Origin of the sequence: Vibrio tetraodonis (genome assembly GCF_003350295.1) — a bacterium.
GTDB lineage: Bacteria > Pseudomonadota > Gammaproteobacteria > Enterobacterales > Vibrionaceae > Vibrio > Vibrio tetraodonis.
On sequence record NZ_QLYY01000013.1, the window covers coordinates 39,859 to 64,267 of the forward strand.

Consider the following 24,409-nt stretch of genomic DNA (forward strand, 5'->3'; position numbering starts at 1 on the left):
TACGATAGCCGTCACTTATTTATTATAATCTAAGAGAAGTAAATCTGATGACTGAAGATACCCAAGCTCCCCCACTTATTGATCTTTCTACCGTTTCTGAAGAGCTACGTCGCGTTATAGAATTTGATAAGGTCCCCGAGCAAATGCATGCCATGGTGGCGTCAATTCATCAAGCTTCAGAAGATGCGGTTCGTGAAGCTTGGAGTCAACTACCAGCAAGTGCTCAAAACATTTTGGATAACTTTGAACAATTTCATGCACTTGTTTCAGTTAGCCAAGCATTTGCTGGACTAAGTGTTATCGAAGAGCTTCAAACACAAGAACTACCACAAACTATCGCTAGTGAAGATAAAGAAGCGTATCAAGCTGACGTTATTGAACAAGTCATGCACAACTGCATCAAAGATATGCTCAAGCAAATTAAAAAAGCTAGGCGCGATCCTCTGCTAAAGCGTGAATTTACTCAAGTGTTTGCAAAATAAATTCGTCTTGAATTGGTATAGTGTGATGGGTAGCGATTTACGTTTTGAGTACGATATCGTTTGTTGTCACACATACTCCTTTAATTTGTGCAAAAACGTCCAAGCCTTTCTTTAATTCCAGTTCATCTCTTGCCCACGCTGTTATTTCTGCCCATAGAAAGCGTTGCTCCGCTAATTCAAGCTTTACATAGACATTTTTGCTCTGGTCATCTTCATCTTGCTTAGAGATTTCAACAACTTTTGATGGCAATATATTACGGATTGAGGTTTGAGATGGTTTATCTAGGGTAATAGATACATCAGCAGCCCTAACTTGAATCCTAAGCTTAGACTCGAGCGGTACTTCGAGCTTTTGTACCCAAAGCTCGACATTTTCAGCAAGTTTAAGTCGTGATAAAGCATAGTGTTTATTGTGACTGGCTAAACTTGCTTCAAAGAGCGAACGATGATGGCTTGAAGTTTGCCATTGACTCAATGCTGGGGTTTCCCAGATTGCTTCAAGAGGCCCTGAAGCAACCACTTTACCACTATCAATCACAACGATATGATTAGCGAGACGTACAAGCTCATACAAACTATGCGATACATAGATAATCGGCAACTGTATTTCTTGAGCCAAATGCTCCAAGTAAGGCAATACCTCTTTTTTTAGGGGCATATCAAGTGATGCCAGTGGCTCATCCATCAACAAAACGGCGGGTTTATATAATAGAGCTCGACCGATAGCAACTCGCTGTTTTTCACCGCCAGACAGCTGGCTAGGATACCTGTGAAGTAATGATTGTAAGTCAAGAAGGTTTAGTATTTTGTTAAAGTGTTGAGTGTCAGGTTGAGTCACTCCGTATAATAGATTCCCTTTGACGCTGTAGTGTGGAAAAAGCCTTGAATCTTGAAATACGTATCCCACTTTACGTTTATGAGTAGGAACATTCAACTTAGTCTCAGAACAGAACAAAGTAGTTCCAGATACAATAACTTCACCTTGATCAGGCTGGTTTAGTCCCGCAATCACATTAATTAAGGAGGTTTTCCCAGCCCCCGACTTCCCGAATACAGATGTAATTCCTATATTTGGGATCGTGACGTCAATATCAAATTTTGTATGCCCCAGTTTTTGCTTAAAGCAAACACGTATATTGTTCATTATCCCTCCAATCTTCTTTGGCACTGTCTTGCAACGAGCTCGGAAATCATTAGTGAAGACAGCGCGATAGATAAAGAAATAATACATAAGCGCATAGTTTCAATTTCTGCACCGGGTGTTTCTATTGAAGAAAACATAGCGAGTGGAAGAGTTTGGGTTACTCCGGGGATATTGGAGACAAAACTTATCGTTGCCCCAAACTCACCTAAACTTCGAGCAAACGATAATAGTGTCCCGCTTACAACCCCAGGGAACATCAAAGGCAAAGTGATAGTAACAAAACGTCGGACCGGTGATGCACCTAATGTAGCTGCGGCTTGATCTAATTTAGGGTCAATGCTCTCAATACTTAGTCGAATCGAACGCACCATCAGTGGCAATGCAACAACAATGCTTGCGAGCACTGCACCCTTCCAATTAAAAGAGAATACAATACCCAAATACTTGTACAACCACTGACCAATAAACCCTTGTTGGCCCATTGAAACAAGCAGTAAGTAGCCAATAACAACAGGGGGTAATACAAGTGGTAAATGCAAGAAACTGTCCAACCAACTTTTTCCAAAAAAATGTTTTTTTGCCAATAACCAACCGAAACCAATACCAATCGGCAATAGCCACAAAACAGTGTAAAAAGCGACCTTCAAACTCAGTATTAGAGCCTGATATTCATATTCAGAAAGCAAGCTACTGACTCCTATAGAAAACCGTACTGATTTAGTAAGGCCATGCCTTGTTTACTTTGCACAAAGTTAGCAAAATCAAGAGTTTTTGTATCAGAATTAAGTAATGCCATAGGGTATGTAATCATTGTATGACTGGATGAAGGAAACGTCGCTACAACCTTAACTTTATTACTTGTTTGAGCATCAGTTTGGTAGACAATACCCAGCGGGGCTTCTTCTCGCTCAATAAATCTTAGCGCCACTCTAACATTACTTACAGGGGCCAACTTATCGTGCAAAGACTGCCACACGCCCATAGTCTGCAGAGCCTGTTTGGCATAAATACCAACTGGTACAGCCCGAGTGTCCCCTACCACTAATCGCTTGTCTTTTAAGTGAGTTAACCATTGCTCTTTGCTGCTCACATCTAACGCCACTAACTGATTGTTCGGTGCGATCACGACCAGTTTATTACTCGCAACACTAGTGACGGCGTCACTTTGTATTTTGTTTTTTTCCACCAGATAATCGACCCATTGGGTGTTCGCTGAAATGTAGATATCTGCAGGTGCTCCGGCCAATATTTGCTTTGCAAGAGAAGAAGAACTAGCTAAGACAGGAACAACTGTAACGCCTGTTTTAACATAATATGCATCACCTAATGCTTTGATTACATTAGTCAATGACGAAGCTGCGTAGACGTTGATCGATGTAGCATTAACGCCTGTCGAAACCAACAAAACAAGGAATAGGATGATGGCTCTATATGCACAGTACGTTTTTAGGTTCATTGATAGAGCTCTGGCCAAATTCGCGTTAAGTCGATGTGTTTTTCTACTGCATCTGCAATCCTATCTATTGCATTTTCTTGTTGCAGAGCATGGTCGATAGCTTTGATATGGCCTGAACCAGACCACTCACATATCAGCTCTAGCGCCTTTGGTGAGTCAAAAACTCCATGCAAGTATGTACCAAAGACTTGGTTACACTCACTGATAGCCCCGTCAACTGGATTCAAGTCATTCTCGTCAAAGATCGCAGCATTCTTTTCATCACTGGACGTTCGACCTACATGAATTTCATACCCAGTTACTGGTGTGCTTTTTTGATTTAATCTAAGTATTGCTTGCACCTCAGTGAGTTGTTTTCGCTTGGTAAGTTCAGTTTCAATGGGTAGAAAATTTAGTCCCTGTGACATCCCCTCTTCCCCTTCAACCCCGTACGGATCTCTTATCATGCGTCCCAGCATTTGGTAACCTCCACAAATCCCAATCAGCTTTCCACCAAGCCTCACATGGCGTTGAATATCTTTATCCCAATTTTGTGAACGTAAATAGTCAAGGTCAGATCTTACTGATTTTGTTCCAGGTAATATAACCAGATCAGCACGATCAATTCTTTCTCCTTTAGAAACATAGCGAAAGTGAATATTTGGGTGGGCTCTTAACGCGTCAAAGTCAGTATGATTACTCATTCGAGTTAATACAGGGACAACAACTCGAAGTTGTATAACTTCCCCTATATTCTGCTCACTACTGATACTATCTTCTGATTCCAACTCTAAGCCATGCAGAAAAGGCAAAACACCGAGTACTGGCTTTGATGTTTTTTCTTCTAACCAGTCAAGCCCTGATTGGAGCAGAGATATATCACCACGAAAGCGATTAATAACAAAACCTACAACGCGGTCACGTTCCGATTCGGACAGGAGTTCCAAGGTTCCAACAATGTGAGCAAACACGCCGCTACGATCTATGTCTGCGATAATGACCACAGGAACGTCTGCAACCTCAGCAAAACCCATGTTGGCAATGTCGTTGTGCCGAAGATTTATTTCTGCGGGACTACCAGCGCCTTCAATAACAACGGTCTGATAATTTCGCTGTAATATCGAAAAAGATTCTAGAACTTTGGGAAATACGGTTTGCTTGTAATTATCATATCCGACAGCTTCCATGTTTCCAATCGGTTGGCCTTGCAGAACAACTTGTGCCCCTGTATCGGAATTGGGTTTCAACAGAATTGGATTCATATGCACGGTCGTCGGTGTACATGATGCTTGAGCCTGTACCGCTTGAGCTCGCCCAATTTCGCCACCATCCTTTGTAACTGAGCTATTGAGCGCCATGTTTTGTGGTTTAAAAGGCGCTACTCTAATTCCCTTTCGTGCGAGAAGGCGGCATAACGCAGAAACAAAAACACTTTTACCAGCATCTGAAGTTGTACCTTGAACCATCAATGCTCTGGATGGAGTCTGCATATTACATTCTTTGGCTTTTCATGTAGTAGAGAACAATCATCATAACGTTTTTGTACCCTTTCTCTCAACTTTTGAATGTCACTTGCATCGTTTTGTCCGAGTCGTCAAATAACCCACATGGCATAATAATGTTGACCTTGTGGAATCAAAAGAGGAAAAACAGTGAGACAAATACTGTCATCGATTGCTATAACACTCTTGCTCCTGCCATTAGCAAGTATTGCCAGTAGCGAAACCCCCTCAGGAATTCAGTTTAACGGGCCGGTAAATTTAACAACCGTCGATTCTTTGTTAGATGACAATAGTGTATTTACTAAACGGAATGCAATTCTTGATGGGCATATTGTCCGGCAAATTAGTATTTCGAGTTTTATTTTCTCCGATGGTAAGAGAGAAATTCAAATTGAAGTCAGTGATAAAGTGAAGCTAGATCAATCCATTGATGCAAATACAGATTTACGGATTTTTGGCAAATTCTCTGGTGGAAATAGTCCAGAAATTGAAGTGGATCATATTCAAGTTTTGTAAACATAAAGTAATTCAGGTCCGATTGCGATAATATTTGGCTTACTTATTGCACAATATTTTAACCGTCAAAAACTTGATGTGAGTTGGAGTACTTACTTTGAAAAAGATCACCTTAATCAGCGCTCTTTTATGCTCTGGTTTTGCTAGCGCTGTAAATGCAAACAACTTTAACTACAACTTTATCGAAGTAAGAACGGCAATTAACCCTGAATTGTTCGGCGCTGAGCTTAGTACTTATTTTACTGATAACTCTCACTTTGTCATAAGAGCCGATACACTATTCGATAAGGATTATGATTTCGCCGGAGGCATTGGATTTAATGGCCCAATAAGCCAATTCGCGGATATATATGGTCAGCTTCTTTTGCATCAAACCAAGTACACTCGTGACTACCAAGAGCGTAGAGAAACAACCGGTGAGCTAAATATTGGTATCAGGTTATGGCTTGCCGATCAAATAGAGGCCACTGGGAGACTGGGTCGTAATGACGATAGCTCGGTCTTTTACGCTGGTGTGCGCTTTCATTCAACGGACCAACTCTCGATTGCTGCTGAAACTCGCAATAATGGTCTTTACGGCCCTCAGGTCACTATGTCTGTTAGATTTCATTACTAACTAATCCAATTCGGCGATTAAGAGGCTTTGGATTCCCAAAGCCTCTTGGGTTTGTCTCTACTGTTCACTTCGTTGTTGCTTACTACTAGTGCTCGCTACTGGTAAGTTTGGATGTTCAAATTTGAAGGCATAATCAACCCCGTTAACCTTCACGCTGTAATTAGCAGGGCCAGAAATAGGCAAGTAGTAAACCATATCAAGCTCATAAGAGCCCCCTACAGGTAAAGTCTTCCAACTGGGTAGAGTAAAAGACACGCGATGCATTGGTCCGTCAAGCCCACCAACGTTATCGGGGCGGGTATGACCAGATGATATAACCGATAAACCCGCGCCAGATTGGTCCTTAGCGTTGTCTGGCGTGGAAACAGGTATATCAAACTGGAATTCTGTTCCTCCAGGTAAAGCTTGGTCGCTATTATTGGTGAAAGTGATTTTAGGATTGATTGGGTAATTCTGATCACCCACTTTGAAACCCGTCACGGTCACATTGATATCCAGAGCCTGAGAAGCAATGGGGGTCGTTGATAGTTTGTTACCATATGGCGTAGCGGATTTAAACTTATCGTAGATAGTCTTGGTCATGGTCGAACCCATATGGTATTCACCTCGACCAGACAAGCATGCTTGCTCAGATTCATCAATTTGAGTTCTTGAGCCTTGGCTATCAAGTAAATAACAATTGTAATCGCCCGCAAGTTCCCAGAACATGATACCGCCAATTTCCTTATCAATTACATAGTCTGCTTTGAGGTTGACAGAAGTCTTATCTTCAGTTGATAGAAAGACTTTCTTCTCATTGTTCCATAGCCATGGCGCAACGGCGACGCTGTCATAATGGCGTGTATAGTTCCCCGTTAATCGATCGCTCGGATCATTAACAGGATCAAGCCCATATGCAGATGAGTATGTACCCCAAATTTGATTCTCCAAATTCTTAGCGTGCCACATGGGGTTTGAACCCGCCCCCATCTCATTACCGTTAGCGTCTTTATCGTGCCACATGTTGTCAATGCCAACGGCACCGTGCCCACAATTGTTTTTCTCACCTTCTCCAGTGCCTGGAGGGCACTGAGTTTGATCAGGTAATGCTGCTCTGCCCCATAATCCATCCGTTCCACCACTGACGCTCTGCCAGCCTCTCGTATAATATGGAACACCAATGTTGATGCGACCTGCTGGCATTGAGCCTCTGAAGTAGTGATAGGCCCAGTCTGTATTTAGATAGCCGATACCACCATATGCGGCGGTTTTGTAGACGTTCCATTGGATAAGTTCAGAATCTTTACCCGTATCATAAAGTGCTGCGTTATGCCCAACGTGATCGTTCCACGCACCGTGTAGGTCATAAGTCATGATGTTGACGTAATCCAAATACTTAGTCACATCAAAAGATTCCATTCCGCGCAGCAAGTACCCAGAAGAAGGGGCGGCAATAGTTAGCATGTAATGAATACCATCTTGTGCTGATGCATTATCCAGTTTCTTGCGCAGTACTTTCATTAACTCCTGGTATGAAGCCCATAAATATCGACGTCTTGGCTCCATAAAGTCTTTATCATCTGGATTTCCTGCACCTGCCATCGATGTTGGGTATTCATAGTCAATATCCAAACCATCAAACTTATATTTGCGCATCATTTCAATCGCAGATGTTGCAAACGTTTCAATACCCGCATGGTTTATCGAGCCATCAGCGTTAGTAGTCATCGTATAAAAGCCACCATCCGCGACTCGTTTACCATTTTTATCAAAGTGACCACCTGTTTCAGCCCAACCACCAACAGAAATCAAGGTTTTTACGTTATGTCTTTGCTTATATGTCGCAAGAGCGCCAAAATGGCCCTTAAAACCAAGAGAGGGATCAATATCAACATCGGACCAAGTTTTACCCACTGCTGGGTTATCGGGATCGTTCACATCACCTATGTTCATTTTTCCATCAGATCCAATGCTGACAAACGCATAGTTAATATGTGTCAGATGCTGCCAAGGAATGTCTTTTACTAAATATGAGGTTTGTCCATCATCTTCCGAGCGCCAGCTAGTGAAATAACCTATCACTCTTCGAGGATGGTCAGCCCCCATTTTTTCACGTCCGTTTTCGTCATAGATGGAGCAATAAGGTACATTTACACCTTCAGTTTGGTATAAACCATCAGGGCGGCAAGAGGCGATGGTTGGGGCTTCTTTTACTTCAAGTAATATAGCTGATGAACTTGAGGAAGCCCCCTTATCGTCAACTGCTCTAGCAATAACAGGCAGTACCCCTTTGCTGGAAGTCTGGTAATCCAGTGAATACGGTGCCATTGTTGCAGTGCCAACGAGTTCTCCCGCAACATAAAATTCCACCTTTTCAATACGGCCATCTTTATCTACTGCGTTTGATGTAAAAGTAACGGTATCGCCAAGATCAACACTGTTAGCTGATAACATAAGATCCACGGTTGGAGGTTCATTACCTGGCTGGGTTGTGGACACTTTTATATCAACACGACTAACAATACTTTGTGCGCCGCGATTGTCATGAGCTATCGCGGTAATATTGTGGTTACCTGCAACTGCTAGCCAATTAATCGAATACGGGTAAGTTTTATCTTCACCGATAGGTTGACCGTCAACAGAGAAAACCACTTTCTCTATAGAGCCATCGGAATCGTTAGCATTTGCAGCTATCACAACAGTTTGGTCGACTTGGATTGAATCTGAAGCCTTAGGAGAGGTCAAATCAACACTCGGTGGTTGGTTTGTATCAGCCAAACATGCGCCCAACTCTTTCCATTGAGACCATTGGCCAGAGTTAGCATCAGGTGAATCACCTTGCGTCCAATAATTTGCTTGATAAGCATAATCTAAGTGTCGGACTTTCTGCCCTCCGGTATAGACTGTTTGATTATCCCAATCGGATAAAGGTGCGCAATCAATCGCAGCATAACTTTGAAATGCAGTCAGACAGGAAGCGCTGAGTAAACTCAGCTGAAAGAGGCGTCGATGAGTCCTTGACGTTGTTAGGTACATTCTTGTTTTCCTTTAAGTTATTGTTTTATTTTTTGTTTGCTGACTTTATTGTTTTTAAGCCAACTTAAATTTCATCGTGAAATAACTTTAGAAAAGAACAGGACCGCTTAAGATTAAAAATGTAATATCTATAAAATCGCTCGCAAGTTTTTCTGTCTGAAGTGCAATTTCTCAGTAGTAAATTTGCGGCGAAAACATTCCATCTTATCGATTATAGTGACAGGTATATGAGATTTTATTTTAACAGTAACATAGAGTTTACTGAGTAACTCCCATTAGCAATAGGCCACCCTTTGGATAGAGTGGCCTATAAGATTATGTATGAGGATGCTTACGCTAAAGACCCCTTGTGTTGAGTAACATCAGCCCAAGCAGTGCTAATAGCAACTCTAGACTTGGTATTTATATTATCAATAAAGCCATTATCACCGGCCTGAGGGTCAAAGCCACTCATTGCTTGTACTAGAGCATCAATCGAACTTTCAGATAACGCTGTGTACTCACGTTCACCGTTTGCGTCTTTCTCGCCCATCGCGATAATCATCTGCGCACGCTTGCCGTCGAAGTAATCATTGAACGTCACCGAACCAATATGCTCAAACTTCGCTTGGTCAGTGTCGCTGACTGGGTCACGCAGAATAGATAATTTCAGATCGTACCCGCTACGTTCGAACCACAGTTTCTGCCAATCGATGCCATTGAAGACAATGTTATCTTCGCTGCTAATATCTTCAACAAGGTTGTCGATGACATCACCGCTCACCACAAAGCTGTCCACATCCGTGCCACCTTTGAAGGTGTTTTGATAACCACCCAACACCATCAGATCACGACCTTCTCCACCGTTGAACTGACTGAACTTGGAGATGGCAGCAGCGATGAGGTGATCATCGCCCTCACCACCATTCAGCACAGCGTGGTAGCCCATTAGCTTCACCACATCGTTACCCGCGCTTGCATTGATACGGTTATAGTTACCGAAGACATTAGCAAAGTCATTGCCCACGCCTAGCTCTACTTGGTTTTTGTTACCAATCGTCACCGAGTAGTCTTGACCGTCTCCCGTATCCACACGGTTGAAGTTGCCAGACGTCACGACGTAGTCGCGGCCTAAGCCAGTGTCAATTTCACCGCCCTCACCAAATACAAACGACTGGTCATCACCGGCGCCAAGGAAAACATGGTTAATGCGTCCAGCAACAACTGCAGTATCGTTACCATCACCACCAAACATCATGTTTTCACGTCCCATCAGAACGCCCATATCGCTGCCTTCGCCACCAGTGAAGATGTTTGACGTACCTGTTGCGTAGAATACGTCATCGCCTCGTCCGCCCCAGAAGTTGTTATTGTCTCCTAGATACGCACCAAGATCTTTACCATCACCACCCCAATTGAAGTTGTAGTTTCCTAGGGAGATGTTGATATCGCCATCACCTTGGAGATGGCCACTGTTGCGAAGGAAATCAAACGTTTTTTCCTTCATGTTCAGTAGATCAGCGGTGAGGTTCTCTTTGAGATTTTCCACAAGCGATTTCATCTCTTTCTGCTTGTCTTGACTGAAGATAGTCGCGAACAAATTGGGCAGGTTTAGCGAGTTAAAGCCAAAAGCACGATCTTGCGTTTCTGCTGTTTCGGTATTGCCATCAGAAGCAGTCGCTCCTTGACTATTATTCACACTCGTCCCATTGACAGAAACCGAGGACTTATTATCTTCCGCTTCTGGTGCTTTGTCTTTCAGTCCATGAGTTTCAGCAAAAGACTTAATGCCATCTGCCCCCATGTCGATACCCGACTTCAAGCTATCCAACAACTTAGCAGGGTCGACAAAGGCTTGCAGTTGATCACCACTGAACTCACCAATGACCTCTAACATCTCTGTGAGGATCGCTACGCCATCGACAGCTTCACCATTGCGCGACACAATTTGGCCTGAAGTGGTGTAATCCACACCAAAAATATCTGCCAGCGTGGTCTCAGCGCCGACTTCAGCAATCTGCCCTAGCAGCTTATTCTTAAGCTGACGAGGCAAATCTTCTGGCGTGTAAGTGAAGGTCGTTTTTGCCTGACCCGTCGCAGAGAACTGTTGTGTCATGAGGCCAAAAAGTGAACCTAAGTTGGTATCCAAAATAGACTGGATGTTGTCACCAAACATAAAGTTCCAGTTACCTGCCGTGACTTGGATATCTGCACCCTGACCACCCACGGCAAAGTTAAACGCTAGCTTTTCATTGGCTTGACGAAGCTTGTCTGCACGGCTTAGATTACTGCTATTATTGCCATTTCTGCTCAACCATTGATTGTAGTGCTTGTTCAATGTAGCCTCCGCATCGTGCTTCAAGCCACGGCTGCTACGCTCATTCTGTGAGTCTAGAGCGACTAAAGTGGTGTAATCAACGCTACTACTTAAATCTAAACCAGACATATCTTTGACGAATTTTTTCGCGCCAGACAGAGACCATTGCTGTTGTTGAGCCGCAAGCCAATCTTGGCCCTCACCCGAGGTAGCAATGCTTTGTAGCACACCCGAGATACGAGCTGCACCGTCGAAAGGATTGATCAATGGCGGAGTTGGAATTGACTTATCCATCATCACAACCAGATCATTACTTCGACCTAGGTTGAAGCTCATATTGCGATTACCGATGAACATTTGTGCACCTTCTAGCGCCTGATAACCACTAATATCGAAGCTGTATTCGCTCTCACCATTACCGATGTGAACCATGACGTTATTGTCACCAAAGGCTAACGACTTAAAACCACCAGTACCGACTTTAATGCCTACATTCGATGTCCCCCAGTTCACTGTAGTAAACTCGCCATCACCCACGTTGACTTGAATGTTACCTGAGTAGCTGAGTTTATTATCGCTCCCTGAGTTGGCTGAAATCTCAGCTTTCACCTTATGTTTTTCCGGTGCTTCGAAAACATTATTATTGTCTCCGATTGCACCACGGGCAAGCTCTTCAACGCCGCTGACACCAATACGAGACAGATCGACATCGCCTTCGGCAATACCATTGCGAATGCGTTCATCTTTGGCAATCACTTCGCCTTGCTCATTCCAGCTTAGCGACACCTTATTGGTTTCGGCTTTTTGAATCCAATCGCCATTGACGTCCTTTGTATGCTTGCGACCCGTTGCATCCACTGCTAATTCAGTGCTGCGAGCAGAAACATCGACGCGAAGACCATTGGCATCCATCGCATTAATAAACTGATGACCAAAGCCTTTTTGCTTGTCATCACTCACCAATGAACAACCAACAATACTAATATGATCAGGCGTGTTGTCGATGTTTTCCGCTTGGCTAAACGACTGCTGGAAATTGGCTAATTTCGCTGCCAGATCTTCGGCACTGTAACCACTCAAATGTGTGTTGTTACTGTCTGAATCATCACGACCATGACCCACTAACTGCCAACGCATCTTTCCATTCAATGTTGACGGGTCGCCATACACAATTCGGTAGTTGCCATCTGAATCCAGCTGCACCACCACACTGCTTTCTGCGTGCTTACCCGCGAGGTTCGCAGCCGCTTCTGCAACAACGGCATCGTTTTCTATTTGGACGATGATTTGACCATCAAAACGAGTTTCTCCGCCGTCCGCTCTTGGGGTAACAGCAACACGTTCCCAGTCATTGACATTTTGGTTGTGGATAGCCGTATCTGCACCTGCAGGCTTTTTAATATCTTCCTGTAGTCCTTTAAGCACTGCGCCTGTCTCACTGCTTTCGATATAAGGCGCGGTAATTTTTTCCCATTTATCAGCATGCTGCGTCATCAACCATTCGGCTTTGTGGTTTGCTGAAGCACTGAGTTTAGGCTTTTTAACTGGCGGCTGGTCTTTGCTTGCTCGATACTCCTGATACCAAGCATCGAAATCATCACTACCATTAACTAAAGCGTTCACTTCAACAATGATGGCTTTGCGGCTTGCAGAGTCAAAATGATCGAGTGCCTTCACATCAACTTTTGCCGTAGATTCTATTTTAGGCACAAATTCGCTTAACTCGCTCGGTACGCTGCGGAACTCAAACAAAATTGCGGGCTCTGGCCGTTCCACACTTCCTGTCGTAGCGTTGTTAATGCCATGCCCTGCCACTTCGCCGCCATACTGGAAATATTCAAATACATTCTTAGCAAGGCTTTCTGAATATGAGCCTTTCAACTTGCCAATGATTTGTTGTCTCACGTATCGTGAATCATCTGCACTGAGAAGTTCCAGCATTTTGACAGGCTTAGTTCTTGGCAAAATCTCCCAAGCATTTTTTACTTTCGGATCGGTTAACCCTTGAGCGTTTGGAGAGAAACCCTCCGATGCAGGATCCCAATCATTGATGTTGATGCCGAACTCTTTAGCTAAATCTGCCGTTTTTGAATACACCGACGTGAGATAGGCATACACGTTTTGCGCAGTTGCTGGATCATCTAACTTATGTTCATTAGCGTTGGCGATAAACTCATCTCGCAGTCCCGACTGATACCAAGGTGCCGACTCTAGCAGTCTGACTTCCTGTGACGAGCTTGAACCAAATTCTTTCGCACTAATACCCATCGTAGCTTGTTGTCCACTAGGGGTCATCCCTATGGTCTGCCCTTGAGCTTCAACCGCAGTACCGTTACCAGCCGCGATGAGATGCTTCGAATTCGATATAACCAGCGTAAAGCGGCCATCATCACTCGCCAACTGAGGTAAGCTTTGGTGGTTTGACTGGTTGATATGTCCTGTAAACTCTCTCGCTAACCAAAGCATTGCTTCTTTACGGCTTTCAATCGCCGCCGTATCACTGGTTTCACTCGGATAGGTAACCAATTCAATGGTGTGCGTTTGCCAGTTATTCACCCCATTGATATTCGCAATACGAGCTGGGTTGCTGTAACCGCCTTGATTCATATCTTTGGTTAACATGAACAATGGGTTACCCTGTGAATCATGCACATACCCAAATGTTTGCGCTGAGTTCTTAGGTAAAACCACAACTAGGCCAGAGAGTTCGTTTTCTATACCAATTGATGTCGAGTCAAAATGGCTACGGAATCCAAGAACACTTTTGGTTTTATGACCCAATGCTTTGAGATCGCTTGTGCCTCCACCTGCAGGCTTTTTAACTGGCATTTGCGGAGACTCTTTATCGCGCGGTGGCGTACCATCATTTTCAATCGCCACATTGCCTTTGCGCTTCTCACTGCCTGATAAGTCATCAGAGTTACCGAGAGCGACTAGTTTATCACCCTGAGAGTCCAGACTATCAGTCGATAGCTTTCTAAGTATCTGATCTCTTTTGTTTAAAAATTCATGAGACAGTTTACGCTTTGTCGTAAACAAGGGATCATCTAACCCATGGTTCCACTTATCGTTAAATGAAGCTCGATAGCTTACATTAATTGCGACTTGTTGAAAGTTAGAAAACTCCTGCGGACTGCGAATAACAACAGCCCCCTGTTCATTAACATGGAAGTAGTGTTGGATAGAACCTTTGCCTTCACCTAAACCATCTTCGGCAAAAAAACTTTTCGGGACAAAGAAAGTCGCAGGGAAATTATCTGCCATAACAGCATAAGGATTTGCATCATCTGCTCCATGATGAACCATCTCGAGACCATTGGTTCGACCTAAGCCAACATTAATTACATCCTTCAGCTCTTTTAAGCGGCCGCTCACATTACCAAGGCTTGCTCCATCTTTTTTGTTATAGAGGTCTTCATTGCTATAGAGCTCCTTATATTTAGGAGTTAAGTCTTCATAAGTAACAGAGTCTTTCCACTGCTCCCATGTTAATGGCTGTTTTACCTTATCCTGTGGACCTAGATCACTATAGGAATACATCACCGTAAGCAAATCATAATCTGCCGTCATCGGCTGCTTTGATACCGGGTCACCAATGACTTTGAACGGCGCCAACTCCCCATTTTTGATGTAATGGACTTGCCATAACTCCTTACCGTCTACCATCACTTTATTTAGAAAAAAGGGGACTGTTTGCTCACCATTGGTCGCAGTTGTTTTATACATACCGCTCTGTTCATCTAGTTCCAAAGGTGTTAACGAGTGATATTTTGAGACCAGTTCTTCTATCCGAACTTGATTTAGGTACAAATCGGCACCTACCGCATTACCAGACTGAATAGATTGCTCTGCATGACTATTAAACGTTTCAAGGTCTCTTCTTGCTGATGCTTTTGCAAACGATTGGTCAACTGGGATAAAGCCTGACATTGGCCCCCAATCAGAACTTTTTGCCTTGACGAAGAGACCTTTACTGCTGTACATCTTAGAAGCGATCAGAGATTTAGACTTCTCGTCAACAGGACGCACACCAATGATCACATTTTTACGCTGTGCAATATCTGCTAGTACTTTTTGATCCGCCTCTGGCATGCCAAGTTCAACCGTTTCAGGCTGCGAAATTGGCTTTAGGATAAGATCTCGGGACTCATAGTTCTTGCCGTATTTTGCTTCATTATGTTTGATGTGTTGTGTATCAAACAAATCAGACACAATTTTTCCCGTATATTGGCTCATTAAACGATTGCTTGCTTCATGGCCATAGGAGGTTTGTTCGCCTGACACCTTGTAGCCAGAAATGGCCAGTTTGGCACGCAGTTTCTCGCCTTCTTCACCTAAGCCTTCGTTGTCCGTGAGTAGTAGAATTGGTGTCTCTTTTGGCAAGCCTTTTAGGTTCTTCTCCACTGAGAATTGACCGTTAACTGCCTTCGCAATCGCACCCACAATACCAGCAGGGTTCGCCACCTCATGAGCGGCGGTGGCTTTGGTCATACTTGGCATAGGACGGTCAAGTAATAAGCCCGACACCGCTTGGCCATTTTGCGCAGCATAACGTGCTAAATCTGCGGCAATTGGACCGCCCATTGAGTAGCCGTGAAGGATGATGTTGCTTGGGTCAATACCCTTGTCATTCACTAGGTAGTTGAACATGGTGCGAGCGTCTTGGTACAAGCCTTTTTCGCTTGGTCCGCCATCGCTTTCACCATAGCCACGCAGGTTGACTGCAAGCATGTCGATACCTTGTTTCTGGTAGTGGCTGCGAATCGAACTCGCCTGCTCTTCAGCAGACGAACCAGAGTCATGCAGGAACAATACGACTTTGCCGCTTGTCGCGCTCATGTCATCTTCATTAGAGCCAGCACCCTGATGGTAATAACCCGTTAGACGGCCCGCTTCCCCTTTCAGGGTGACTTTCTGCGACTCACCCTTTTCTACCGCATGAGCAAGTAGGGTTTGCGTGATGTTTCCTATCTTACGACGCGCGTCTTTCTCACCGTATAATTCATTGTTGAGGAATCGAGTCAACGGGCTAAGAGACTCTTTATCGCGCGGCGGCTTACCACCATTTTCAATCGCCACCTTGTCTTTGTTCTTCTCACTGCCTGACAAAACATCATCAACATCATTGACTTGATGCCTTTGCTTCTTCGCGGCAATATCAAGCTGAGCTTCCTGCAGTGCCTGACCAAAGTTGAAAAGCTCTGTCGGCGTCCAAACACCAAACTTAGGCCGCCATGTATGACCGATAAGCTTGTCAGCCCCACCCGCTTTCAACACTTTTGCGACTGTAGTCGAGCAGTTTTTGGTCAACAACTGATAGCGAGCATCTGGATCGTTACTTATACGATTCCACTCTGCTTGCATCGCCGCGACATCCAAGCCTTCTAGGTTGATTCGGAACACTCGGCCTTTGTCTGCTTGGCTAGCCTTAAAGGCTTCGATTTCTTCCAGCGCTCTCTTAGCAAACAGGTGAACCACGTTGTCGATGCGTTTTGCCACAAGGGCTGGATCATCACTCGCTTGAGCTTGTTTCTGTAGCTCTTGAGCAAAACGGTTTGCTACGTCCATCATGTCGTAGCTGGTGTCATTCCATTGATCGACGAATGGCTCGAAAACATGCGCTGGAATGCCTGTCGATACAAGCATATCCGGATTGCCCAGTAACACACTCGCATATCCTTCAGAGGCATTTTTGTAAGCAGCGTCAATACCTTTCGCGGCATTGAGCTTTTCTATAAAGCGTTTCAGCTTAGTTTCGCCGTCGCTCAAGCCAAAGCCATCGTTTTCTTCGGATGCCATATCATACTCAAGCGTATCATTTTGACGCGCCGGTTGACTGAAGTCGCTCCAGCGTAGTTTGAGGTCCGGCTGATATTCTGTCGCCACGTTGAAGATATTGCGGATGTTGGATGACTTGCTACCAAGTGGCCACCAACTGACGTAATTTTGTTTGTTGAAGTCAGCCGCGGCTTGAGCGTCGATCTGCGTACGCCCTTGGCCAATTTGCAATGCGGCGTGACCCAACGCGCTGTGATCACTCGGCTTCCAGATGTACATGGTTGCGCTCACTGGCGACATGTGTTGTTCAAGCGCTTGGTGTACTCTGTTTAGCCCAGAGATATCAATGCCTTTGCCATCTCTTGCAAGTTCGTTGGCAGAAAGCTCAGTGAAGATCGTATCTGCAATGGCTTGACCATATTCATGACTTACGGCTGCTTTTACTTTTTTAAGTACAGCATCGCCACCACCTAGCTGATCGATCTTGGCAAGATTGCCTCTGCCCTTAGTAACGAAATCGCCATTCCCATCCAGATACAGATGTTTACTCTGTTTTAAATTGGCATTGTCAAGCTGCTCATATATGCGGCTAAAGCTATCATGAGCATTGATTTTTTTCTCAGATACAGCAAGAGTAGAGACTTCTTCCACACGACTATTCACCTGTTCTAGCAATGAGTTCATTGCTTTCACACGGCCAGAATCCGGATGCCCGAGTACATAACCCTCAATCTGTTTACGTAGGTTGAGTAGTTTTTCCATAGACTCTGGCTCGTAGTCTGCGTGTGAAACCGTACTACCATGATACTCAGTTAAAGCGTCGATCACTTTTTGGTAGCTTTCACCACGAACCTTGCCCCGTACATGAGCCGAATCGAGTAGCGCATTTACCGACATCAACTCTATGTTGGAGTTGTAGACCCATGTACTGTCTTCTTTTGTCGCCAAAATTCGCGTGCGACCATCTTGGTGCGAAAGTATCTTGTTATCGACTAAAAAGAGTTCATCTGGCATCTGCTCGAAATTGTCGAAGTTTGCCAAAATAAAGCGCTCAATGGCTTTTTGTTGAGCGGTATCTTCAGGAGTGTCAATAAGGATGGTTTTGGTCTTATCATCGGAACCCGGCCATGAGCGGACTTCGAAACCTTCATCACTTTCTTGCACCAAGAGGTTGCGCTCGGTACGAAGTGAATAGAAGGGCAGAGAGTCACGCAATATGGTATTGACTAGCGTTCCGACCCCAGTTCCATCACGCGAAGCTTCACCAAGCCCTGCTAAGTTCACTCCAGAAATGCGAACCTCTTTTCGAGCCACATCCTGAGACATTGTAGTGTCTACCACAATGCTGTCAGCGTTTACTCCGGTGAGCATTGAGGTGATGGTGCTACCGCTGTTCTTGCCGCGAATACCTGCGTTAATTTGCAGACGGTTCACGGCGTTTGTCGCCCCTTCCAGCGCTTCCAGCTCTTGCTCGGTCAAGCCGTCACTGAATCGACCATCGGCGCTTGTTTGACTGTCGGTGTTAACAAGGCTGCCCGTTTCGCCAGCCCCTTCCACGCTATGAGCGTTACCCGAAAGGCCGCTGCCAGCCACGCCTTGACGGTCTGGACGATCGCCTTCGTTTTGCTTCGCCCCTTTTGCATCATTCTGTGCTTGGTTGGCTTTGCTTTCGGCATTCATCGCATCGCGATCACCACGTGATTGCGCGTCGTTTGCTGCGCTGTGTGCGTCAGATTCGGCCTTTTTCGCGTCGTAACTTTTCGCCACAGCATCGGCTTTGCGTGTTTCTGCATCGGCTTTAGCTCTGGCGATGTCTTGCTCTGCACCTGCTCGATTTTGCTCACCTTTTGCGACACCCGCTTCAGACTTGGCAACGGACGCTTTAACTTTGCTGTTATTGTCAGATTGCGTCTGCTTCGCCGCCGCCATCTTGTCATTGGCTAGCTGCTTGGCCTCGTCGAGCTGGCTTTGAACGCCATCGAGCAAACCGCCGGCAAAATCGTTTCGCCATTGTTCACCTGACTCACCGGAGTGCATTGCTTGATCATTTAGCACATCCAGACCTTGCGCCAGTTTTGTTAACTCGGCAGTCACGGCTTCCGATTCTTCTTTCACTGCGTCACGTTGAGCCTGACCGTTATTTTCTAAGGCTTGTTGGTCGGTCGACTCCAATTGACTTTGTGAACCCGCAACGGCATCCAGCTGTTTCTGCTTTTCTTGTTCAAGGCGTTGGCGGTCTGCTTCTGCGCGCTCTTTATCTGATAGGGCATTCTGCGACGCTTGATTTTGTGTCGCGTGCTCATTCACTGCATTGGCTTGTAGTGACGATTCCGATTTCGCCACGACATTATCTAGGATATAGACCAGCCCATCATTGTGGCCTGTGCCTTTGAATTCGATACGGTTACTGCCAGCATGGGCGGTCAGTTTTAAGGTTTTTTGCTGCCAAGCAGAGGCGTCACCAGATGATGAGAAGACAACTTCACCGTTCCAAAGTACTTCAATGCCTTCGTTATTCAATAGACCTGCACGTTTTGCAAAATCAAAGCTCACTGAAATGACTTCGCCTTCTGTAAGATCGGTCAAATCTTGATAAAGACTGGTGTTGGTGTGAGTATCAAGCTCAGTGACGCGTGTGCCGTGGCCTTCGCCATTAACGCCATACACGCTGCCCGAGTATGAGGCTTCAACACCGTGTGTCGATTGCCAACCACGATCACCTTGCTCAAAATCACCATTCACAATCAAATTTGGAGCTTGGGCTTGATCAGAAGTGTCATCAATGTTGAGGTCGTTGTGCATCTTGCTGAGATCTGGGGTATCCACCTTGGTGACACTACCTGTTAGGCTATCACCCAAGTCCGAACCGACTTCTTCAATGGCATCCATTTGGAAACCATCCAGCTTGGTGATTTCAGGTGTTGCAATTGCACCACGGCCTTTTTGCGTACCAGACGACGAGGCTTCATCACCGTGAACCAAGTAGCTAATGGCCTGGCTGCCACCGACACCCAATAGTGTTTGTTTGATGTTATCAAACAGTGCCGAGAGCTTGTTGCTACTGGTGTTACTCGATGCAACCGCTAAACTGTAAAAATCGCCATTACCGACTTTAATTGCCACGTTATTTCGTGCGTAAGAGGCGTTGATGTTGAGACCGTCACCGATGTGGATATTAGCGTTGGCTTTGCCTTTCATGACTGCGACATTGAGGCCATCCCCCACTTTCGTGTTGATGTTGTATTTGCCCCAGGCTACGTTAACAGAAATACCATTGCCCACTTTGGTGTTAATGTTAGCATCAGCATAAGCAACCGTCACACTCAAACCGTCACCGACCGTGGTGGTGATATTGGCTTTGCCTTTCGCAGCGGTAACCTGCATACCATCACCCACTTTGGTCACAACGTTGCCTTTACTCCAAAGGGCGTTGAAGCTGTCACCATCACCCACTTGGGTCACAATGTTGGCTTCACCTTTTGCCAGTACCACGTTGCGGCCATCGCCCACTTTAGTGATGACGTTCGCTTTACCCCAAGCTCCGGTGTAGTCGTCGCCATTGCCCACATGAGTAATGATGTTGGCTTTACCTTGCACCACGGAGACTTCTTGGCCATCCCCTACTTTGGTTATGATGTTGGCTTCACCTTTGGCAAAGTTATAGCGATCACCGTCGCCCACTTGGGTAAACACGTTGGCTTGCCCCCAAGCGACATTGACGCCCAAACCATCGCCGACCTTGGTCACCATGTTGGCCTTGCCTTTGGCAATACCTATGGTTGTGCCATCTCCGATATGGGTCATCACGTTGCCGATATCAGAGATCAGTAAACCAACCGTGGTGCCTTCGCCTACTTTGGTGAGGATATTGCCTTTACCAGCCAACACCGATGCGGTTGTTGCATCACCAACATGAGTCACGACGTTCGCTTTTGCTGCCGCCACCACGCCCATGAAATCATCACCCACTTTGGTGACAACATTTGCTTCGCCCAGTGCTAACACGCCCGTGAGACCATCACCAACGTGCGTCATGATGTTTGCTTTACCAAACATCGCCGCCAAGGTTGTGCCGTTACCGACTTTCGTCATCACATTCACTTCACCGGCGAACAATCCTAGGCTGGTTCCATCACCGACATGCGTGTAGATGTTCGCTTTACCGACCATTAGCGCCGCGGTCAGATCATTACCGACTTTGGTCATGACGTTGGCTTGACCAATCATCGCAGCAAACGTGCTACCATTGCCGATATGAGTAAAGATATTGGCGTTCCCAACCATTGCAGCAAGTGTTGAGCCATTGCCCACTTTTGTCGCAACGTTGCCTTTGGCAAGCATCAGTGCCACAGACATGCCATCACCAATGTGAGTGAAGACGTTAGCTTCTGCTACCATTAGGGCCAACACATCACCGTTACCAACTTTAGTAAAGACGTTACCCAAACCGCCCATCAGTGCCCAAGCGTTCCCTTCGCCAACATGGGTGAAGATATTGCCCGCACCAATCATAGCCGCAATAGACGTTCCATCACCCACTTTGGTGAAAATGTTACCTGCCGCCCCCATCACACCGAGAGTTTGACCATCACCGACATGCGTCAGAACGTTGCCAATACCAAGCATAATGCCTGTCGTATCACCGTTACCCACTTTGGTGAGGATGTTCGCACCACCCACCATCACACCGGTTGTCGTACCATCACCAACATGAGTCAGTACGTTTGCGCCACCGCCCATCACAGCAAGGGTATCCCCTTTACCTTTTTTGGTCAGAATGTTGGCTCCGCCTAGGGCTACCGCTGTGGTATTCGAGGCTTGTTCATCACCACTAATGTGAGTTATCACGTTCGCACCGCCCAACATGCCTGCGGTAAGTTCGCCGTCACCCACTTTGGTTAGTACGTTCGCCCCACCCGCTAGCACGGATGTTACATCACCGTTACCGACTTGCGTCATCACATTGAAGCCGCCCGCCGCCAACCACAAGCCCTTACCCGAGCCGATTTGAGTATGGGTGTTGTAACCGCCAAACATAACGACTCGGCTATTACCATTCCCTTTGTGCACAGAGATATTGCCGTACGCCAGCAAGTGCGCAAGGTATTGACCATCTCCAATACGAACCAATACGTTGACCGCACCACCCGCATACACATCCATCTTGCCTTGCTTGCTTTGATGTACCAACACGTTCGCCAAACCCGCACCGCGGAAAGTGAGATCCCCTTCCTCACCACTTTTGACAATCACGTTTGCCGCGCCAGCACCGTTAAATTCGGTATTACCAAATTGCGAACTGTGGAGAATAACGTTAGCGACACCGCCACCATTAAAGTAAACATTGCCGCGAGTCACATTAGACTTAATGACGTTACCACCACCCGCACCATTGAAACGCACATCACCAGAGCTTTCACCACTATCTGTCGCTGGCTTAAACAAGGTTTGATCGGTGTACTCATCGATATCGGCCACAGTTTCGCTGGTGCTTCTTACCACGTTTACGCTGTACTGCAGATCGCTGAGTGAATAGCCACCTTTGCCCATCGGCTGATATCCGTTTGCAGACGAAATATCTTCATTGGCTAGGTTTGCGGTATAGTTACCTTCTTTGTACCAAGAACGAGCTTGATACTTAAGCACCCCTGTTTTGGGATCATTAGCAAGTTCAACCACCACAATTTTTGTGTAAGGCCCAAGCACTTTTGCGTAAACATAAGTGTTTGGTTTTCGGTTTGATTTAACCGCTTGAACATCGACTTTCGTCCCATGGGTCGAGATAGCGTGACCACCCATTTTCGCATCTGACAATACCACATCTTTGGCATCAATCAGTGCACCATCGGCGTAGGTCACCCACTCATATTCAGTCAGGTCTTTCTCCACCGCATGAACGGTCAACGATTGCTGATGTTCAACGGCAATATTAGAAAGGGTGTAACCGCCATTGATTGGGTTGACTTCAAAACCACCTGCAGAAGACACATCGGAGCGAGCAAGCTCAGATAAATGATTCCCTTGCTTGTACCAAGCTTCAGAGTAGTATTTGAGTTTGCCCGTTGTTGGATCGTTAGAGAGACGAACTTTGTTGATTTTAGTGTAAGTACCATCTGCGATAGCAAACAGGTAAGTATTTGACTCTCGTTCTGATTTTACAGCAGTAACCACATGGGTGCCGCTATCAATCCATGAACCATGCATTTTCGCCGTGGTTAGAACGATGTCTTCCGCTTTCGCATATTCCATGCCTTGAACATCAAAGCCACTGCCACTGCCTTTCCGTGTAATGGTATTGTAAGCACCACCACCAGAGAAATGAATGTCGCCGTGTGCCACATTGGAATAAAGACTGTTGTAACCACCTACGCCTTCAAAGCGAATGTGACCACGTGTTTGCGTGTAAACATCTTCCGCTTGGCGTGTACGCTCAATACGGTTTGATGCGCCAGCACCTTGCAAGGTAATATCACCTACTTTGCCTTTACGGACCAAGTGGTTGTCAGCACCTGCTCCACGGAAAGTAATATTGCCAGCTTCAACACGTGAACTGATGCTGTTTGCAGCGCCAGCGCCATCAAACGTCACATCACCGCGAGAGCCTTGATAATGGTTAAACCAAGTACGGTCTAGTTTATTGCCCGCTCCTGCACCCGCAAAATTGAGGTTACCTTGGTTGGTTTCATGCCAAAGCGCATTGTAACCACCAGCGCCTTTAAAAGTGACATTGCCGCTCAAACCTTTTCTTTTAATGCCATTATAAGCCGCTGCACCGCTATAACTGACATCACCATGATGACCCATGTGATCAATCGACACACCACCAGCGGCACCAGAGAATGACACATTGCCATCGCCACTTTTGTTAATGTCTGCATACCCAGCAGCGCCTTTTACAGAAAGGTGCCCAGTGGTGTCTTCCACTCTTAGGTATGCCGAACCACCTACGACCGTATCGTTACCGCTGCCGGTATAAACCGTTGCTCCAATCGATCCGACTGTGACATGATCATCACCACCGTAGGCATGGATTTCTCCACCAAAACCAATGGCAACAATATCGTTGTTTCCATTATCGGCGGACAAGTTCCCTGTAAAGAAATATTCAACACTTCTCCAAAATGGTTTTCCCATAAGCCATACTCTTGTTTAGAAGTTAAATGGAAAACCACTGTATCTTTCTGACACAGCGGTCATTTTGAGCATCCACTTTGCCGCGGACAGTACAGACCTTCTGCCCTTTCCACGGTATAAATACACGGCGACGAAGATCGTTAACGACCCCATGGCCATGCCCGAATGGAGCAATCATCTCTGGAATGTAGATATGCTGACCAGAACGCCAGTCAGATGGAGATATTTCGCGCACTCCAGATAACAACTCATCTCGGATCTGCTCAGAGACAAACGCCCAATTACAAAATGCAATTGGGCGTCCATGCTCATCTTCGTAGTAGCAAAACTGGTTTAGCTCAAAGGCCGGCATAATACGCTGTTGCCACTCAGCAACCACGTATCGGCGATGAAGGGACGAGTGTTGACTCAGTAACATGACACCACCTATCATCTGTTGGATTTGAGCTAATGTGAGGCTTGCTGGTTGATGTTTAATAGACACCTACCCT

8 protein-coding genes and 2 pseudogenes are annotated in these 24,409 nt (G+C 45.7%); 3 read left to right on the forward strand and 7 right to left on the reverse strand.

The features are described 5' to 3' along the window. Positions 1–47 precede the first annotated feature (47 nt). Positions 48–482, forward strand: coding sequence for a DUF3069 domain-containing protein (locus DPF90_RS10035; RefSeq protein ID WP_114786205.1), 435 nt, complete (start codon positions 48–50; stop codon positions 480–482). Positions 483–519: 37 nt separating this feature from the next. On the opposite strand, the gene modC is transcribed toward DPF90_RS10035, so the two are convergent. Genes modC through DPF90_RS10055 form a run of 4 tightly spaced genes read right to left on the reverse strand, consistent with a single transcriptional unit; the run spans position 520 to position 4,551 of the window. Then, positions 520–1,626 (reverse strand): molybdenum ABC transporter ATP-binding protein ModC, encoded by a 1,107-nt coding sequence (gene modC, locus DPF90_RS10040; protein ID WP_114786206.1) that lies wholly within the window; start codon positions 1,624–1,626, stop codon positions 520–522. Beyond that, the gene (gene modB, locus DPF90_RS10045; protein ID WP_114786207.1) at positions 1,626–2,312 is read right to left on the reverse strand and encodes a molybdate ABC transporter permease subunit; all 687 of its coding nucleotides are present in this window, start codon (positions 2,310–2,312) and stop codon (positions 1,626–1,628) included. Before modB ends, modC begins: the two co-directional genes overlap by 1 nt. Before the next feature lie 11 nt (positions 2,313–2,323). After that, positions 2,324–3,082, reverse strand: a complete 759-nt coding sequence (gene modA / locus DPF90_RS10050; RefSeq protein ID WP_114786208.1) for a molybdate ABC transporter substrate-binding protein — start codon at positions 3,080–3,082, stop codon at positions 2,324–2,326. After that, positions 3,079–4,551 carry a cobyric acid synthase gene (locus DPF90_RS10055; RefSeq protein ID WP_114786209.1) on the reverse strand — a complete coding sequence of 491 codons (1,473 nt, stop codon included), beginning with the start codon at positions 4,549–4,551 and terminating at the stop codon, positions 3,079–3,081. The genes modA and DPF90_RS10055 overlap by 4 nt, the downstream gene beginning before the upstream one ends. Positions 4,552–4,713: 162 nt before the next feature. Between DPF90_RS10055 and DPF90_RS10060 the strand changes: the two genes are divergently transcribed. Then, on the forward strand, positions 4,714–5,079 hold the full coding sequence (locus DPF90_RS10060; RefSeq protein WP_114786210.1) for a YgiW/YdeI family stress tolerance OB fold protein: 366 nt from the start codon (positions 4,714–4,716) through the stop codon (positions 5,077–5,079). Between the two features lie 97 nt (positions 5,080–5,176). Next, the gene (locus tag DPF90_RS10065) at positions 5,177–5,695 is read left to right on the forward strand and encodes a hypothetical protein (RefSeq protein WP_114786211.1); all 519 of its coding nucleotides are present in this window, start codon (positions 5,177–5,179) and stop codon (positions 5,693–5,695) included. A gap of 81 nt (positions 5,696–5,776) precedes the next feature. On the opposite strand, the pseudogene DPF90_RS10070 reads toward DPF90_RS10065, so the two are convergent. The 3 genes and pseudogenes from DPF90_RS10070 to rtxC form a co-directional block, all read right to left on the reverse strand. Then, positions 5,777–8,710, reverse strand: a pseudogene (locus DPF90_RS10070) (chitinase C-terminal domain-containing protein); the annotation flags it as partial. 331 nt (positions 8,711–9,041) lie between these two features. Further along, positions 9,042–23,858, reverse strand: a pseudogene (rtxA, locus tag DPF90_RS10080) (MARTX multifunctional-autoprocessing repeats-in-toxin holotoxin RtxA); the annotation flags it as partial. A gap of 82 nt (positions 23,859–23,940) precedes the next feature. Further along, complete coding sequence (gene rtxC / locus DPF90_RS10085) at positions 23,941–24,402, reverse strand: RTX toxin-activating lysine-acyltransferase RtxC (protein ID WP_114786213.1); 462 nt, start codon at positions 24,400–24,402, stop codon at positions 23,941–23,943. Positions 24,403–24,409 lie beyond the last annotated feature (7 nt).